The organism is Paenibacillus sp. NPDC057886, from assembly GCF_042796655.1.
Classification (GTDB): Bacteria; Bacillota; Bacilli; order Paenibacillales; family Paenibacillaceae; genus Paenibacillus.
On the sequence record NZ_JBHVMZ010000004.1, the window covers coordinates 1 to 16,109 of the forward strand.

At 46.8% G+C, this 16,109-nt stretch carries 17 protein-coding genes; all 17 read right to left on the reverse strand.

Features of this window, described 5'->3' with window-relative positions:
* Positions 1-89: 89 nt before the first annotated feature.
* Positions 90-644: a hypothetical protein gene (locus ACFVQB_RS13770; protein ID WP_379441415.1), complete on the reverse strand. Its 555-nt coding sequence runs from the start codon at positions 642-644 to the stop codon at positions 90-92.
* On the reverse strand, positions 641-1,039 hold the full coding sequence (locus ACFVQB_RS13775; protein ID WP_379439786.1) for a hypothetical protein: 399 nt from the start codon (positions 1,037-1,039) through the stop codon (positions 641-643). Before ACFVQB_RS13775 ends, ACFVQB_RS13770 begins: the two co-directional genes overlap by 4 nt.
* A 16-nt stretch (positions 1,040-1,055) precedes the next feature.
* Entirely contained in the window at positions 1,056-1,541 is a 486-nt protein-coding gene (locus ACFVQB_RS13780) for an ABC transporter permease (RefSeq protein WP_111619553.1), read from the reverse strand.
* Between the two features lie 57 nt (positions 1,542-1,598).
* Entirely contained in the window at positions 1,599-3,665 is a 2,067-nt protein-coding gene (locus ACFVQB_RS13785; protein ID WP_379439790.1) for a hypothetical protein, read from the reverse strand.
* Positions 3,655-5,481 carry an ATPase, T2SS/T4P/T4SS family gene (locus tag ACFVQB_RS13790; RefSeq protein WP_379439793.1) on the reverse strand — a complete coding sequence of 609 codons (1,827 nt, stop codon included), beginning with the start codon at positions 5,479-5,481 and terminating at the stop codon, positions 3,655-3,657. Before ACFVQB_RS13790 ends, ACFVQB_RS13785 begins: the two co-directional genes overlap by 11 nt.
* A gap of 7 nt (positions 5,482-5,488) precedes the next feature.
* Positions 5,489-6,319 (reverse strand): CpaE/TadZ family protein, encoded by an 831-nt coding sequence (locus ACFVQB_RS13795; RefSeq protein ID WP_379439796.1) that lies wholly within the window; start codon positions 6,317-6,319, stop codon positions 5,489-5,491.
* A complete protein-coding gene (locus tag ACFVQB_RS13800; protein WP_379439799.1) occupies positions 6,316-7,029 on the reverse strand; it encodes a hypothetical protein in 714 nt (237 codons plus the stop codon). The genes ACFVQB_RS13795 and ACFVQB_RS13800 overlap by 4 nt, the downstream gene beginning before the upstream one ends.
* A 69-nt stretch (positions 7,030-7,098) precedes the next feature.
* Positions 7,099-8,121 carry an SAF domain-containing protein gene (locus tag ACFVQB_RS13805; RefSeq protein WP_379439802.1) on the reverse strand — a complete coding sequence of 341 codons (1,023 nt, stop codon included), beginning with the start codon at positions 8,119-8,121 and terminating at the stop codon, positions 7,099-7,101.
* A 26-nt stretch (positions 8,122-8,147) separates the two neighbouring features.
* Positions 8,148-9,626 carry a serine/threonine protein kinase gene (locus ACFVQB_RS13810; protein ID WP_379439805.1) on the reverse strand — a complete coding sequence of 493 codons (1,479 nt, stop codon included), beginning with the start codon at positions 9,624-9,626 and terminating at the stop codon, positions 8,148-8,150.
* Positions 9,627-9,805: 179 nt separating this feature from the next.
* Positions 9,806-10,855: an SAM-dependent methyltransferase gene (locus ACFVQB_RS13815; RefSeq protein WP_379439807.1), complete on the reverse strand. Its 1,050-nt coding sequence runs from the start codon at positions 10,853-10,855 to the stop codon at positions 9,806-9,808.
* Between the two features lie 6 nt (positions 10,856-10,861).
* Complete coding sequence (locus ACFVQB_RS13820; protein WP_379439810.1) at positions 10,862-11,641, reverse strand: ABC transporter ATP-binding protein; 780 nt, start codon at positions 11,639-11,641, stop codon at positions 10,862-10,864.
* Complete coding sequence (locus ACFVQB_RS13825) at positions 11,638-11,955, reverse strand: thioredoxin family protein (RefSeq protein WP_379439813.1); 318 nt, start codon at positions 11,953-11,955, stop codon at positions 11,638-11,640. Before ACFVQB_RS13825 ends, ACFVQB_RS13820 begins: the two co-directional genes overlap by 4 nt.
* The gene (locus tag ACFVQB_RS13830) at positions 11,955-12,293 is read right to left on the reverse strand and encodes a cyclic-phosphate processing receiver domain-containing protein (protein WP_379439816.1); all 339 of its coding nucleotides are present in this window, start codon (positions 12,291-12,293) and stop codon (positions 11,955-11,957) included. Before ACFVQB_RS13830 ends, ACFVQB_RS13825 begins: the two co-directional genes overlap by 1 nt.
* A 21-nt stretch (positions 12,294-12,314) precedes the next feature.
* Positions 12,315-13,163: a deoxyribonuclease IV gene (locus ACFVQB_RS13835; protein WP_379439819.1), complete on the reverse strand. Its 849-nt coding sequence runs from the start codon at positions 13,161-13,163 to the stop codon at positions 12,315-12,317.
* Positions 13,153-13,974, reverse strand: coding sequence for an Fpg/Nei family DNA glycosylase (locus ACFVQB_RS13840; protein WP_063562854.1), 822 nt, complete (start codon positions 13,972-13,974; stop codon positions 13,153-13,155). Before ACFVQB_RS13840 ends, ACFVQB_RS13835 begins: the two co-directional genes overlap by 11 nt.
* Before the next feature lie 7 nt (positions 13,975-13,981).
* On the reverse strand, positions 13,982-14,791 hold the full coding sequence (locus ACFVQB_RS13845; RefSeq protein ID WP_379439822.1) for a TIGR01457 family HAD-type hydrolase: 810 nt from the start codon (positions 14,789-14,791) through the stop codon (positions 13,982-13,984).
* A gap of 355 nt (positions 14,792-15,146) precedes the next feature.
* Positions 15,147-16,085, reverse strand: coding sequence for a ribonuclease Z (gene rnz / locus ACFVQB_RS13850; RefSeq protein WP_379439825.1), 939 nt, complete (start codon positions 16,083-16,085; stop codon positions 15,147-15,149).
* Between the last annotated feature and the right edge of the window lie 24 nt (positions 16,086-16,109).

Here is a 16,109-nt window from a genome sequence, read left to right on the forward strand (position 1 = left end):
GTTCCCTCTTTCCAATTCTCGGTCGCAAAGTTGGACTTATTTAATTAAGTCCCCGCTTTTCCCGAGTTGTTCGGTTATAGCGGAACAAGTCACACGTAATCTTCATTAAGCACCATACCCCCATATGTGGTAAACACGGCTGCAGCCTGTGTAGACCCGTTCAACCACTCACGAATCAGCATGGCAGGTGTGCGATTGGTATTTTTGACGGTTACTGTGAAGAAATCCCCCATTGCCAGTGTATATCTGCGCCCAGGATCGTCTAAAGCCAGCACACCGGACGAAGGAAAAAGTTTTGCTTTAATTTGGGCTGAATAATAGCCATCTTGTACCGTTTCATAGGTACCAGAAAATGTGCTCTGATCCATCGGATCTGAGTAATGAGGAACATATTTTTTGTGCAAATGTTCCATGGAAATCTCATAGGCGTTGCCCGTTCGAGCCATCTGTTCTTCAAACTCTGCATACATGCCAGGGGAAATATATCCCTTTGTTCTGACCGCATCAACAAAACGGGTAATCGTCTGAACAACGGTCATGCGTGCCATGTCATCCTGTCGATCTGCAGTTTCTGCTGCCGGGTATACATAAACCAAAATCACTGCCAGCAAAACAGCAAGCAGCTTGGATGCCGCATTAATCAAGGTGTACTGGCCTCCTTCCAAAATGCAATCTTTAGCAGTTCGCCAGCCTCACTTCTTATGAACTCAGGTCTATACGATGCAGCAAGCTGGACAGGTATGGTTCCTCTTCTGTTTACAAGGGGATCAATGACATATGCATTCCCGTCCACATACACGCTGACCGTTGTTCCTGTCATTTGCCTTACAGTGTGTAAGACTTCCGCACCACTATAACGGATTGGCTCGCTTATACGCAGAGTGGTATTCAGCCGTCCTTCCATGTTTGCTGTCGTCTGCACCAAGTGATTCAAAGCGTCTGATAGAACCCTAACATTCTGTTGCCCGTACAGGCAGGCTGTCACAAAAAGGACAACCGCCGTACAGAACAACATGAGCTGCTGTGAATTCTGGGACATGTTAAACCAACTCCTGTCAGGATTGCTGGAAAATAAGCCCTCTTACCACATTGGATCTGTCTTTTACGATAATTGCTTTGAATTTACCACTTGGATTGACATATTGGTTGTCTTTTTCACTCATGGTCTGGTTGATTACGCCCACTTTCTCATCAGGTGTAATAACAGAGCCATAATCCGCATTATTGAGATCCTGAGAAATGTTTAACTGATTGCCATACCATTGGCCACCTTTATTTTTACCTGTAATAACTTGAATACCGAACTGATCCTTGTCCGCATATTTACGCAACGCGTTGGTGACCTGTGAGCCGCTAATAGTTGTTCCGTCATACACGGTAAATGCAGCCTGGGACAACTCGGTCTGGATATCAGCAAAATTATTTTGCGCGGTTTTGGTCGCCTCCTGAGCCGAAATAAACAACAGAACCACAATTGTAATAAGGGCGATGGTCAGAAAAATTCCTGCTGCCACCTTTAAAGCGCTTGATGCATTGTTCATGATAAATCCTCCTATATCGTTATTAATTTATTTTCAGACTGTGACGTAAAGTGGTCGTTACAGTTTCTGAATCTGTTCATAATAAATGTTCATTTGCAGGAAACTCATACCTACCAGCGGAATGACCAGGTAGAGGAAGATCAGGGCATACATCGGTGTAAAACCGATCATTCTTCCCCAAGATGCTTTAACATCAATCATCTTGGTGTATTCCTGCTTCCGTTGTTCAAAATAAAAGGCCATCATGCTATCCAAATCATCAAATGCTTCTCGAATCGAAATTTTCCCAAGTGCAAGTTGCAGTTTTTCAACCAAACGCTGAAATTCAGGCAGGCCTGCATCCTCTTTCAATTGTTCAAGTGCATACTCCGGCCCATGTTCAAAGTGCAACAGACATTTTTGAAGAGGCCTTTTGAAAATGACAGCAAAGCGATTGAGCCATTCCAGTATCTCCTCTACAGACATACGATCCATCTCTCGCAGGATCGATATAACCGTCTGAAACTGATAAATTTCATGCCTCATGTCCATACTTCTCATCTTCCGCTGAAACATCATGAGCCAGATCGGCATGTGATAACCCGCTATACCTATCATCATCGCAATAATTAACTCCCACCAGTGGAGGTATTGTTTGTTATATCCTTCCAGCTTCTGCAGGATGCGTGCAATAGTTTCAGTCTGTGTATCATGATCCAGTTGAACGGGATTCACGGACTGCAATGCATTGGAGATCTCATCAAAAGTTGCTCCTCGCTTCATTGCGATGTGCTCAAGTACAGCTTGATCCAAGCTTGTCTTTTCTGTAGCCTGCTTCAACTCCGCCTCTCCCATCGCGCCAAACATCCGGTCATCTCTCACAGGATCATATAAGATATGATTTCGTTCAACCTGATGCAGCAACAAGACACAGCCAATGGCCAGGACAAAACAACTTGCAAATAACATCAGCCTTCGTATAGCCAGCCATTCATATTTCAATTCCGAGCTACTTTCCCGCATCAGTCTTACAGTTTGACTGTAATTGTTACTGCCAGGTTTAGCCGCGAACAACATCGCTACTTTACGAATGAACGTCTGCTTGTATAGGAACTGATCAATTCGGGAGTGTTTGCGCCCTGTCCGATAACGGGTTTCATCATATTGCTGAAGTCTTTGCAAAAGCAGGTAGGCAAGTATGATAATGACGTAGATCGATATTTTGGTTACAAACCCGATTTTGCTGCGATAGAATTCATCCATCGTTGGGAAACTTCCTCTGGCCCAACGTTCAATTGGAGCAGTGAACAGAACGGGGGCGAGGGCAATGATATTCAACCCTTTTAACAGATAGTCCAATTTGTCCCGCCGCAAAATCTCAAGATGAATTTCCTGCGTCAGATTCCCCAGACCTTTCAAGTAAATCGAACCCTGTGCTCTGTCTTTATCCCCGAACTCCATCACCATATATGAAATACCGGCAAAACCTTTAAGAAAGCGATTTGGCGCAATCTCATAGTAACGTTCCAAAGCTTCGTTCGGATCCGGAGAAGTTAATGCTTCATAGATCAACAGCACTTGCTTAGCAGCCTCTCCTTTTCCTGCTTCCGCTGCTTCATACAGTGCTTCCTCTACCATTCCATGCTGATGATACCGATGTCTCACATCGGCAAACAGGTCCAGCATCTGTACCAACAGTCGCTTCTCCATACGATTCAGACACATATCCAGTACAAGGCTATTTAGAACTACAGCGCAGAGTACCGACAATATGACAAAGGCGATACCCGGCTGCATAAGGAAAAGGACTACACTGATACTCCCGTATCCTCCAAAGATCATTAGAACAACGCTCATAGTCATTCGTCTTAATGCTGGTTCGTCGCCGACATGCCGGAATGAGATTCGTTTCTGTACTTGCAGAATATACGCAGAGAGCAGCGGCACTTTCATGCCCCAGCGATAAGACTTTAACAGGAACGATCCCCACCGCAGCGTACTTTTTACGTTCAGCGTAGCGCTCCCTATAGATTTACTTGCAGTGTCAACTCCTCTATGACGTAACAGATTCAGTACAAGTAGCGTGATCACCAGGCCACCTGCACATATCCCCAACACCAAAAGAAGAACAAACTTAACGGTCATAGGTATCACCCCAATGTTGCTTGATGAACTGTTCGAACAGCGCAGCGTCCTGCAGTGTCATCTGATCCCGCATATCCGTGATACTCCCTATGGAGATCGGAGCTGTGGCGACGTAATTGCCATCCCTGTACTCGATTACATTGCGAAACGTAAAGCCCGCCCGTTCTTCCACGCTGTCCCCTTTATTCGCACGTGGCAGACACTCCGTGATTCGTTCGATATATCTTCGTCCCTCTGCGTCCTTTTTCATATGTACATCGAAATTAATGACACTTACGACTTGCTCCTCGGCAATATGTTCATGTTGGAACATACCTGTTTTGAGCAGTGAATTACGGAGGGAGAAGACCAGATCGCGAAACGTTTTGGCATGATGGGTAAACAGGGTGAACAGACTGGCAACCTGGGACATCTGAATCATCCATGCGGCTACTTCGTCACTTGCGACCTCACCAAGAATATTTACAGTACCATCCGTCTTTTTCTGTAAGTCCAGTCCCTGTTGACCTGAAATGTGCTCGGTCTCCCGGAAGCTTAGAATGTTACGCCGACTGTATATACGCCGCAGCTGTAGCTCGAAAGCCATCTCCTGTACACGCAGGGTATACGAAGCGTAAATATGCTTCACCATCGCCATAAGCAGCGTTGTTTTACCCGACCCTTGTGCTCCTGTTACAGCTGTAATTCGACTGCCTTTCATCAAATATTGCAGCAAAGTGATTGGCAGATCTGCGTTGTTTCCAGTAATCAGCTGCTCCAGTGAAGCATTGGGAATATCGAATTTCCGGACAAAGAATGCCCATGATTCAGCAAAGGGAGGACGCACAACAACGACACGTGATCCATCCTTCATCTCGTTCACCTTGTATCCATTCGCTTCCGAAAGCTGCCCTGGATAGTTGTATTTATAAATATTTTGACATACCCTCTTCAGTTCACGGATACTGCCAAATGACAGGAAGGACAGATGAATGGACTTACCTTTATAGAAAATCCAGACACTTTCCATTCCACTAAGTGGTTCTTCAAAGGGAGCATCTTCAAGTCCATCCTCCAATAGATCGTTCCACGAAGCTGGCTGCCGTAGCCCCATATCCTGAACGGCATCCAGCATACCGCTCACTCCACCACTAACGCCATCTATTCGCTGATCCCTTATTTCATCAACCACCGAGAAGCCTTTGTAATGCTGGTAGATACGTTGAACGATGATATCCGTTTTTTCACTGAATCCAAGCTCTCTATACTCACACTCAAACACATATCGGATGTCCTCTTCGGAGATATAGTAACTTCCTCCGTCGTCTGCATCTTCACCCAGCCTCAGTCTGCCAAGATCATAAGTGTCAATCATGCGCGACAAGGCATCGACACCAAATTGCTGCCGGTATAGATAAAACACAATTTCGAATTGATCTTGAACCGTCAGCAACTCCGTTTCACCAAAATAAATGACCTCATCGATGTTCGACTTATTCAGTCCTATGCTACGAGTAAGCAAATCACCTATCAGATTTTTGACATACGTTTTGTCACTGATGCTTCCTGATACACAACCTTTAAGCGCCTTACGCATCTCGGCGCGCTGATTGATTCTTCGGCGATATTCTTCTTCATGCAATCCGGCATCAGCAAGTTGACTATGACTAAGCTCATGAAGCGAATTCTTTACTTTCTCTGTCAGCACTTCAATCGTGAAGGTTTCTCGCTCAGGAGCACGGTTATTCTTTTCACGATGGAAAGCTCTATATTTGAACCAAACATACGCAAGGCATAACAGCAAAATTAAAATTAACCATAGGGTATTCAAGAGCATCGGAGGTTCAGGCTCCCCTTTCCAGCCTTTTTAGTACGGTTCGCATTCCTGCCCCGTCCATAATAAGACGAGCAAGTTCAGCCATACTTGCGGCAAAGCTCCCTTTACGAGTATCTTTATTGTTGCTCAGACCTTCCAATTGCAAGTAAGCAGCAGCATCACGGCGATTGAAGGCATCCAGGAATCCGGTGGTATACGGCAACACCGATATCGATCCTTTGTACCGAAAACGCCGACGAATATTGGTAATGGTTGTGCGTGAATGTGGATCATACTTATTCAGTACAACATGCAGCTTCTGCTCACTCATACGCTCGGGTCTGATTTTCTCAAAAAAATACTCCAGATCCCTCATATTTTGATTCAGGTTCACTACAACATAGTCGGCTTGATCCAGCAGAACCGGGGCACTTGTGCCTGCGCGATCTGCATCCAGAAGAACCAGATCATAATATTCATTGGCTACGTGCAGCAGCCTTTTTAATGTCTCCACATGCTCTTCTGTTGAACGTTCCAACCGGTTAATTCTGCCAGTCAATAAATCCAAACGGTCTTTAAGGAGCGGCTTAGTATAATCCCTCAAATTATGCTTGTTCAGACTTCCGCTGATATGCAGCCGCTCTACAGCATCCCATCCCCCTTCCTCAAATGTAAATGCTGATCCCGTGTCCTCTATTTCTTTAGGTGGAAGGGCAGCTTCTGTGCCGCTCCCGACTGGACCAGTATTTACAAGCAAAATTCTTGTCCTATATTGAAGCGCCATCGCATAGGCCCCGATTAATGCACTTGAGGTGCTGCCTGATCCTGCAAAAGGACTCCAAAACGTAATGGTGCTCATGCCCTCATCCTTTCTGCTTCTTTAATGGCCCGGCGACTCTGGACATTTTCCCATCCGGTCAACTGCTCCACTAACCTGCATAGCGATTTTTTATAGTTCCGAGATAATGGCCCCAGGCGTATCCGACGATGATGCTCGTTTTCCAGTTTGACTGCTGCGGTCAGTTCATCCCAAGGCAACATCAGCGATTCTCCTGTCCATACAAATGGACTACCTTCCAGATACGCCCACAAATATCGAGCTTCCAGTTTGCAATCAACGGCATTGATCAAAATGCGCTGAAATGGCAGTTCTGCTGGCAGGGACTGTTCTTCAAGCAAACGCTTGAGCCAGCCTTTACCCCGTTCCAGATTGTAACGTTCATAATCACTGACCCAGACACGGATATCAGCCGTGAGCCATAAATCACGTGATGCAAAGTGTGATGTTTCCATATCGTAAAGGACATAATCATAGGTCTCCAATTTCTCGCCACTCGCTTCAAGATGACTCTCAACCGCTGTTGAAGTTACGAACTGACAAGCAATATCAAAACCTTCAAACTCTGTAATACGCAGAGATTGCTGACTTTCCCCTACACCGTATCCATATTTCTGCTGTAATGTTCCATCAACAAGCAAGACACGTTTACCGGAGGACGCCAGTATTTTGCAAAGGTACAGCATCAGGTCATTCTTCTCGCATAACCCGGCAAAGATCCATGTTCGCATAGCTATCGAATCTCCTTTTAAGTTCTTTTACACGTTGTTACATGAATAATAACTTGTTTGTCCTGCGTTTTACTCCCCGCCCGTCAGCAAGCTTTTCTGCTCATCCGTACTCGTAGTGGACGCAGAAGAATCATTGCTCCCCGTACCAGAGGCTCCACCGCTACCTGAACCGTCATTCCAGATAACACCATCGGTAGATGAAGAGTTATTCGCTCCGGGGCGATTATTGTATGAAACGGAGGACTGCGCAACATCCTGCTCCACACCTTGGGATGGCGCAGACATGGATGCGGCGAGTGAGCTTTCTAGCGAACTCCGTACCTGCCGCGCCAACTCCACTTCAGCCCGACGCACTAGATTAGGATCACTCTCCAACAGTTTTAACACTTCATTGTTGGCAGGGTATGTCGGGATTGCTGGAGTCTGGAACTGTGGTTCTACATAGGTTAGAGCATAGATTGAAGCTTTATGTAAATAGGCATCTACAATTGCACTTGAAAGGGACAGGATTTCCTCCTCCGTCATCGTAATCCATAGCGTAGCTGCATTTAATCTTTCGACTTTCTTTTTGGACAGGAGAATGTAGTCTTGACCCGTTGGAAACTGAATACGAATATCAATGATGTCTCCCTTAGCAAGTGAAGAAGGTAATAACACAACCTGTAGTTCACGGTTTCTTAAATCCGGCGGTGCCGGGGTATCTTCATACACCATTTCAGTTGTAATAGCTGTTCCCTTTTTTAATTCTATTTTCGCCACTTGACCATCCATTTGCTTGGAGCTGGACCACAGATTCCTTGGTGCCTGTGCATCTGGAACGGCTATGAGTTTGATATCCTCGGGCAATATCGGCTCTCCTGCTTCAACATCCCGTATAGTTACCCAGCCCTGTGCCCCCGAGTTCCATTGTTGCATCAATTCAGCTTCTTTTTGTTTGTAGGCTGATGAGTATCGAGCCTCCACTTCAGACCTCGTATCACTCATGGTTTTGACATTGTAAATAACATATGCCCCAAACAACAAACCGATTGCTCCTGCTCCCGTCAATCCAGCGTAAATCAGTTGACGGCTTTGTTTTCTTAATTTAGACAAAAGAGGCTCTCCTTTCGCAATCTCTTCTAATCATGTACTCTTTTTCTTGCAAAGAATGAACGTTTCTTGGGAAGCTGTCCAATCATATGAGTCAGAATATGAGCAAAAACCTTATCCATGTGCGGTTCCCGATCAAAGGGATCGATATGCAAAGGCAGACCGTAGACACTGGAAGTGTCCAACGTTTTGCGCATGCGCTGAACGGCGTCAGCTGCTGCAAGTGGCAGGCAGTAGATCCATTTGTCTCTCGGGTACCGGTTGTGTGAACGGACAAAAGATCCAATCTCCGCCTGTCTCCATTCGGCACCAGAACCTATAACAATGGGCAGATCGGCTCTAAGAAACTCTTCAAGCCGGTTCTGATCCTGACCACTGCCCAGATCCATCACAATGAACTGATAGCTGCCTCCCAGTAAAGACAGGATGTCTGCGCGTCCTGATTGTTTCCAGTAATGCACACCATCTACTGCAAACTGTCTGCCTGCTGGCATGGGTTTGCCTGCTTGGGCCACTTGTTGAATCCGTGCAAACGATTGGGAACGTGGCGACATCTCGATTATGGCCACTTTGAAGTTCTGCCGCTCCAGATAGTGACTGATGGCTATGGCCGTATGCGTAACTCCAACACCGGATGATGCCCCCGTCAAAGCGATCACTCTTGTTCCTCCGCTTATCGTCACCGTCGTTTCTGAACCACCAGCAGCTATTCCCGGTCTTCGCAGCAGCTCCTTACGAACTTCATCAGCCGATTGAAAGCGTTCATTCGGATTCAGTCGCAACAACCTTCTCGCAACAGGAATATAGGTACGTGGAACGTCGCTGCGAATGGAACTCTCTACTCCCTGAATCCATTCCGTATAAGCTCCACAAGTCATGAGATAGAGCAGCAATGCTCCAAGCCCGTACAGGTCAGAACGCGCATCAGTCTGCCCTGAACCATATTGCTCTGGTGCAGCGAAGCCAGCCGTTCCCAATTTAACCGTATCATCGACTCTTTGTGCTTTATAACTGCGCGCTATCCCAAAATCAATCAGTCTGACTTCATGTTCTGGTGTAATCATAATGTTGGATGGTTTCAAATCCCGGTAGATGACAGGTGGGTCCAGACTGTGCAAATAACTTAATACATCCAGCAACTGAAGCACAAACTCCGTCATATGTTCAAGCGGAATCTTCCCACGACATTGCTTGAAATAGTCACTAAGTGTCAATCCCTCAATGTACTCCATCACAAGATAGGTATAACCGTGCTCATCAGGAACAAAAAAATCTACGATTTGCGGCAATCTGGGATGCCTCAGAGATGTAAGAAGAGCAGCTTCTGACTCCATACTGCCTTCGTATGGCATCGCCGTCACACTTTCTTTGATCGCCCAGGTTTTGCCTGGCAACTTCAAATCCTCAGCTTCATATACATGGCTCATTCCACCTGAACCTAGAATGGACACAATACGATACCTTCCTCCCAGCAGGCTTCCACGCTCGAGCCTGGCCGGATGTCTCATATAGACTCCTCCTTGTGTGCATAACAAAAAAGGGAAAGCTTCACCGAAGCGGAACAGACCGGATATCCGGACTCTTCACTTCGGGATGCTTTCCCTCAACTTGTTATGGTTAATATTGGTATCATTATAGTATAGGAAATAAGGTGTTGTAAAGCATAAAATTTAATGCCTTTAATATCTTAATACTTAATCATATATAGCGTAATTTCTTCACGGTTGTGAAACAACTGTTTGGAACGTTGAATCTGCATCCGGGAGCGCTCAAATGTATCGATGACTTCTTTAATCAACGCAAGCGGCTTCTTATGCAGTAACTTCACTGTCACAACTGCTGTCCCCCCCGATTGGAGGCTATACAGCAGGTCCGATATAAGACGGCTCATCAGCTTGGGGCTCCAGCTCATATCACATACGAGCAGATCGAATTCCCCTTCGCGGAAACGTACATCACCTGCATTTTTTTTCAAAAAGGTCAGTTTGGGCGATTCCAGCAAGGTCGCATCCATCTTGGCCGGATCAACAGCTGTAACTTCAAGCCCGCGCTCAAGCAGGAAAGAGGTCCATCCACCTGGTGCAGCACCGATGTCCAATGCTTTGTGAAAAGAAGTAAAGTCGATGCCAAAAGTCTGCTCCGCTTCAAGCAATTTGAATTTGGCCCGAGAGATTTGCCCCTCTTCCTTCTGAAAACGAACTGCTCCGCCACTCCAGTCCGACAAATTTTGATCAGGTCTGGATACGCCGGCATATAACATGTCATCCGCAACGAAGACAGATATAACATGATCCGCATCACGGACAACCCACTCACAGCCAAGGTCATTCAGCTTCTCGGTCAACAGCTGTTTCAAAGAAGCAGCATTCTCCTGCCAAAAGGCCCCTTCAGTTTTACGAACTTGTAATGCAACTTTAGTGCCTATTAACTCCGTATGGTTCAACACAAATGAAATCAATTTTTCCATTGCTTGCGCTGAATCTTCCGTATTTTCCTGAAATTGAACAGGTTGAATATGACGTAAAAACGTCGGATAAACTTCCAAAAGCTTAATCGCTACCTCTTCTTCCGCAATCGGAAGACCGGCAAGCAGAATCTCACCCGGTACGAGTACCGTGCTCTTGACTGCCCCAAACGTACGGCGCAATTCCTCCTGAGCATAGGGCGCAAAGCCATGATTGGCTGTGCAGATAAAACGGGAGAAGTCTCCTTCACCCCAAGATGACTGTGTACTCAAATTGTGTTACCCTCCAGAACGTACGCGGATCCAGGGACGTCCATTATCCCACTGGATATCAACCGGAACATCGTACGTATGCTTAATTGTATCTTGTGTTAAAACTTCATGTTTGGGACCTGCCGCAGCAATACGCCCATCGCGGATCAAGGCCACATGTGTGAACAAGGGTACGATCTCTTCGACGTGATGAGTTACATAAACGACTGTGATATTACGCTTACGCAGTCGATCAACTTCGGCCAGCATTTTCTCGCGTTCATACAGATCGAGCCCGGCACAAGGCTCGTCCATAATCAGCAATTTCGGATCTGCCATCAATGAACGAGCCAGCATTACTTTTTTGCGCTCCCCTTGAGAAAGGGTGCCGAGCGGATGATTAGCCAGTTTTGCAAAGCCCATTTCATCAAGCAGGTTCAATGCTTTGGCCTTCACATCATCCGGGATCGTTTGATAGAAACGCAAAAAAGCATAAGCTCCTGTTGCGACAACTTCCCATACCGGATCTCGAAGTGTTAGTTTCTCAATCAATGTCTGACTGATATAACCAATTTCTTTCCGAACCTCCCGCACGTCACATTGACCATACATGTTGCCCAATACTTCAATACGCCCCTTACTTGGAAACATATATCCATTCATCATTTCCAGCAGCGTAGTTTTACCTGAACCATTTCGCCCAAGAATCACCCAATGCTCGCCTTCTTTAACATGCAGATGGACGTCATCTAGAATCTGATTGTCTTCCCGTCTAAGAGAGACATGCTCCATCGAGATTACACTCATTTTAGCACCGCCTTTCGGATTTCCCCTAACAGATGCTCAACAGAGTTCATCCGATAGACCATTCTGGGCACATCATGTTCTCCATCAAACAGCATAACCGCAGGAACGCTCGAAATCTGAAATTGCTGCACAAGTTCCGGGATATCGTGAATATTCATCTCGGTCAAAAGCCCTTCGGGCAGCAAATGCTCGGCAATCTCAAGCATTCGACGTGCTGCCACGCAAGTTCCGCATAGCGGGGTATAGATAAATACAGCCTGAGGCATGCCTTCCCATACACCACGCATTAACATTTTCGTCGTAATCGGCTTCATCAGCTTTCTTCTCCCGCAGCAACACGAAGCATAATCTCACCCGACATCGGACCATTATGGACGGTGACAGAGTCTGGTTTATTGCTGTACAACAATTCGTACATCTGACGTTTGCCATACATGCTGGACGTGTGCAAATAGATCTGACGTGGAAATAAACCTTCCCGGACGATCGAAGCAGCAACCTCACCGCCATTCGGCGACTCTGGACCCAATTCATAATCCAGGGATAGGATGTCCACGTCACCTTCTCTAAGCAGCATCAGGCATTCTTCTGCATTGGTAGCCAAAACAAACCCTTTCGGACATGCCCGGTAATCATCCAAAAAAACATGCATTACAATCGCTCCTCTCCCCATTTAAAGCCAGGAACGCATGAGCTCAATGTCTCCACGGTGTGTTCCATCTTCGCCTGATTCGGTCTCCAGCACAACTACCGCTTGCTGAAATTCAGGCGCACATAACAGTTCCTGCATCGCTTTTTTTCCTATATAACCCTGTCCAATCCGTGCATGTCTGTCCTTGCATGAACCGGAAGGATATTTCGAATCATTGAAGTGAACAGCCGCAAGAGCATCCCAGTATCCCAGCAGTCTGCCTTTCTCCAGCATCGATGCCTCATTGCCTGACGTCCACATGCCTGATGCAAAAGCATGACATGTGTCAAAACAAAAAGCAATATGTTCAGGATACCGGCTTAGCTTACGAATCTGTATCAACTCTTCCATCGTCGTACCTATGGGACCATGATCTCCAGCCTGATTTTCAAGCAGAACCTTAGCCTGTCCATCCCAATCTGCTAAAACGGTATCCAGACAGGATATGAGATTCTGATATCCTTCAAGTGGTCCATTGCTCTTGAGATGTCCAAAGTGAACTACAGTCCCTACTGAACCGCAGGCATCTGCAATATGCAGATCATTTTGTATCGATGCGATGGTTGCATGAAAACCCGCCTCTCCTCGGGTTTTGCCCAAAGCTGGATTCGTGGGATAGGGTGAGTGGGCAATGGAAGAAATCCCCTGCTTCTCACACCAATCCCGACACTGTTCAGCATCTTTGAGGTCCAGTTCTTTCAAGCCAAGGCTCCGCGGGTTCTTCGGAAAATATTGAAATGCCGTAGCCCCCATCTCATATGCACGCTTGGCTGCCTGAAGGAATCCGCCTCTGGTGCTGACATGTGCCCCGATTCCGCTTTTAGGCCTCATGCTGGCAATCCGGACAGAAGAATGCCTTCTTGCCCGTAATTTCCACGCGCGCTATCGTTCCCCCACAGCGAGGGCAAGTTTCCCCTTCACGATCATACACCCGGCACTGCTCGTCAAAACTTCCCGTCTTGGTATCTCCCTGCATCAACGGCATTTCCATATAACCGCCTTCCGAAGCAGCTTCCCGCAACACGGATTGCACAGAATGGTACAAACGTGCTGTGAGTTCAGACGAAGCAGCAATATTTTGCGTCTTGGAGCTTGGTCTCAGGCCTGCTGCAAATGCAATCTCATCCGAATAACAATTTCCGATGCCTGCAATAATGTGTTGATTGACCAGTGTAGTTTTAAGTGTACCCCGACGTCCTTTCAACAGGGCAGCAAAACGTTCTGCATTCATGCGCCGATCAAGAGGTTCAGGTCCAAGGTCAGACATAGCCTCTTCCGTCTCTTTGGAAGTAAGCAGATGCAGATATCCTAAACGGAGCCCAATAAAGAATAACGTATATTCTCCAAACTGAATTTCCACTTGAGTGGAGCGATCAGGACGTTCAGCTTCCGTGCCCCAGAAAATCATTCCGCCCAGCATGAGGTGAAGCACAAGCCGCTTACCATTAGCCAGATGAAAGATCAGATGTTTGGCCCTGCGCTCTACAAATATGATACGATTCCCTGTCAGTTCACGGGTGAACACATCAGGATCGGTATTAATCGACTTTTCACGGTTAACCACCACACCTGTAATCGGCAAATCGAGTATTTTCTCGGACAGCAAGGTCCGGTAGTTTTCCATTTCCGGCAATTCCGGCATCGTACATCTACCCCTTCTTGGATGCTTGGCTTGTCGTCTGCGACAGCCACTCAATCAGTTTATGCAAATCTTCAAACACATGATCAGGACGAACCTTGGTCGCCTGGATGTGGCTATCCATATTGTCCCTTGTCGTTATTCCGGTAAGAACCAGCAGGGTCTCGCATCCCGCTGCTGCTCCTGCCGCAATATCTGTACGCATATTGTCTCCGATTACAGCAACTTCATCAGACTTTAAGTTCAATCGGCTAATAGCAGACTTCATAATAATACTTGACGGTTTGCCAATGACGGTAGGGTGGACTCCGGTTGCTGCTTCTATCGCTGCCCCGATCGTTCCCGCTCCCGGCGTAAGTCCATCATCAGATGGAAGCTGCAAATCAGGGTTGGTCATGACCGATTTAGAGCCGCCGTTGATCCAGCGAAGCGCTTTGGTCAATTTATGATAGGAAAATTCACGATCAATTCCTTGTATAACGTATTCAGGTTCATCGTCCGTTAGTTTAAGCCCTGCAGCCTCAATCGCTTGCAACAGCCCTTCTTCTCCGATACAAGCCACTTTCCCACCTGGAGCCTCTTTGGCCACGTATTCCGCAGCTGCCACCGCAGAAGTACATACCTGTGATGCATCGGCGGGGATCCCCATCCCATTCAGATGATCTGCCACGCCTTGCGGTGTACGCGAAGAGTTATTAGTCACAAACAAATAAGGCATGCCTTGTTCATTCAATGTCTGAATAAGCTTATCGGCTCCTTCGATGCGATGTCTGCCATGATAGAGCGTACCGTCCAGGTCGATCAGATAGGCCTTAATCATATACAGCACTTCCTTTCTTTATTCCATTAACATTTCATGTCCTTAACCATTTGCCTCGAACTTCAATGCCAACCTATGTATACAGTACAAAAAAATGGCTTACTCGCATCTGCACGCAACACGTCGAATCGAATCGAACACGGACGTTTGGCCCCGCGCGTCTTCTGTACAAGCTTGTCATTTCCTGCGCTTTCCCGGAAAATAATTTGAATCATTTCCCTGCTCATATTGCCCATCCTACACGCTTTCCGGCCAGATTGCAAAAGGGACCTCGGGAGTAACTTCCCCTCAGTCCCGTGCAATTAACGGCTTGTTCTCCCGTCGTGTTTGGCTGTACTGTTTCGCACATCCACCATTAGGATTCGCTCTTACGGTGAACAACTGGAATAAGCTCGTGTTCAATCGCAAGTTTCGTATTCGGGAATATCGACTGCGCTTCTTCCAGAAGTGGCTGCAACTGATCCTCATCTTTGTAACGAGAGCTAAAATGGGTCATGATCAGCTGTCCTGCACCTGCCGCTCTCGCCGCCTCAGCCGCTTGCTTCGATGTACTATGATAGTACTCATGAGCCGTATCAGCCAAATCATGCAGAAACGTAGCTTCGTGTACAAGAACATCCGCATTTAGTGCAAGTGGCTGTACATTGTCACATGGGCGTGTATCTCCCAAGATGGTAATGACCATCCCTCGCTTGGGTGCACCCAACACATCTTCTGGGCGAAGGAAGTCCCCGTTGTCGAGGGTAATCGTTTCTCCCCGCTTTAGGCGACCAAATAGCGGCCCTGGGTTCAAGCCATATTCAGCCAGTTTCGCAGGGTCCAGACTGCCTGGACGATCCTTTTCGGTAATCCGATACCCATAACTGTCGATACGATGTTCCAGCAACGCGGATTCAACAATGAAGCTCTCATCTTCGAAAAGCACTCCGCCTGTATGTTCCACAATGCTTAGATCATAGTTTAGACGTGATTGACTTAGCTCCATGGTTGTCTTGATCATTCGTTCAGTTCCTGGCGGGCCATACACCGTTAACGGTGTAGTGCCACCCTGATATGCTCTGCTGGAGAGCAGACCTGGAAGTCCAAATACATGATCGCCATGTAAATGGGTGATAAATATTTTCTCCAATTTGCTCAATTTAAGCGGAGAACTTAAAATCTGATGCTGGGTTCCTTCCCCGCAGTCAAACAACCACAAGGCTCTGCGCTCATCCAACATACGCAGCCCTATGGACGTTACATTCCGCTGAAGCGTAGGTACACCAGCGTTAGTTCCCAGGAAATATAGTTCCACTCTGGATCGCACCTCTTTCTGCTG

Coding starts and splice junctions, on each gene's coding strand:
- ACFVQB_RS13800 (WP_379439799.1), bottom strand. CDS start 7,029: ATGCGAACATGGATCTTTGCCGGGTTATGCGAGAAGAATGACCTGATG.
- ACFVQB_RS13820 (WP_379439810.1), bottom strand. CDS start 11,641: ATGAGTGTAATCTCGATGGAGCATGTCTCTCTTAGACGGGAAGACAAT.
- ACFVQB_RS13810 (WP_379439805.1), bottom strand. CDS start 9,626: ATGAGACATCCGGCCAGGCTCGAGCGTGGAAGCCTGCTGGGAGGAAGG.
- ACFVQB_RS13785 (WP_379439790.1), bottom strand. CDS start 3,665: ATGACCGTTAAGTTTGTTCTTCTTTTGGTGTTGGGGATATGTGCAGGT.
- ACFVQB_RS13840 (WP_063562854.1), bottom strand. CDS start 13,974: ATGCCGGAATTGCCGGAAATGGAAAACTACCGGACCTTGCTGTCCGAG.
- ACFVQB_RS13790 (WP_379439793.1), bottom strand. CDS start 5,481: ATGCTCTTGAATACCCTATGGTTAATTTTAATTTTGCTGTTATGCCTT.
- ACFVQB_RS13775 (WP_379439786.1), bottom strand. CDS start 1,039: ATGTCCCAGAATTCACAGCAGCTCATGTTGTTCTGTACGGCGGTTGTC.
- ACFVQB_RS13835 (WP_379439819.1), bottom strand. CDS start 13,163: ATGAGGCCTAAAAGCGGAATCGGGGCACATGTCAGCACCAGAGGCGGA.
- ACFVQB_RS13780 (WP_111619553.1), bottom strand. CDS start 1,541: ATGAACAATGCATCAAGCGCTTTAAAGGTGGCAGCAGGAATTTTTCTG.
- ACFVQB_RS13795 (WP_379439796.1), bottom strand. CDS start 6,319: ATGAGCACCATTACGTTTTGGAGTCCTTTTGCAGGATCAGGCAGCACC.
- ACFVQB_RS13845 (WP_379439822.1), bottom strand. CDS start 14,791: ATGATTAAGGCCTATCTGATCGACCTGGACGGTACGCTCTATCATGGC.
- ACFVQB_RS13825 (WP_379439813.1), bottom strand. CDS start 11,955: ATGAAGCCGATTACGACGAAAATGTTAATGCGTGGTGTATGGGAAGGC.
- ACFVQB_RS13830 (WP_379439816.1), bottom strand. CDS start 12,293: ATGCATGTTTTTTTGGATGATTACCGGGCATGTCCGAAAGGGTTTGTT.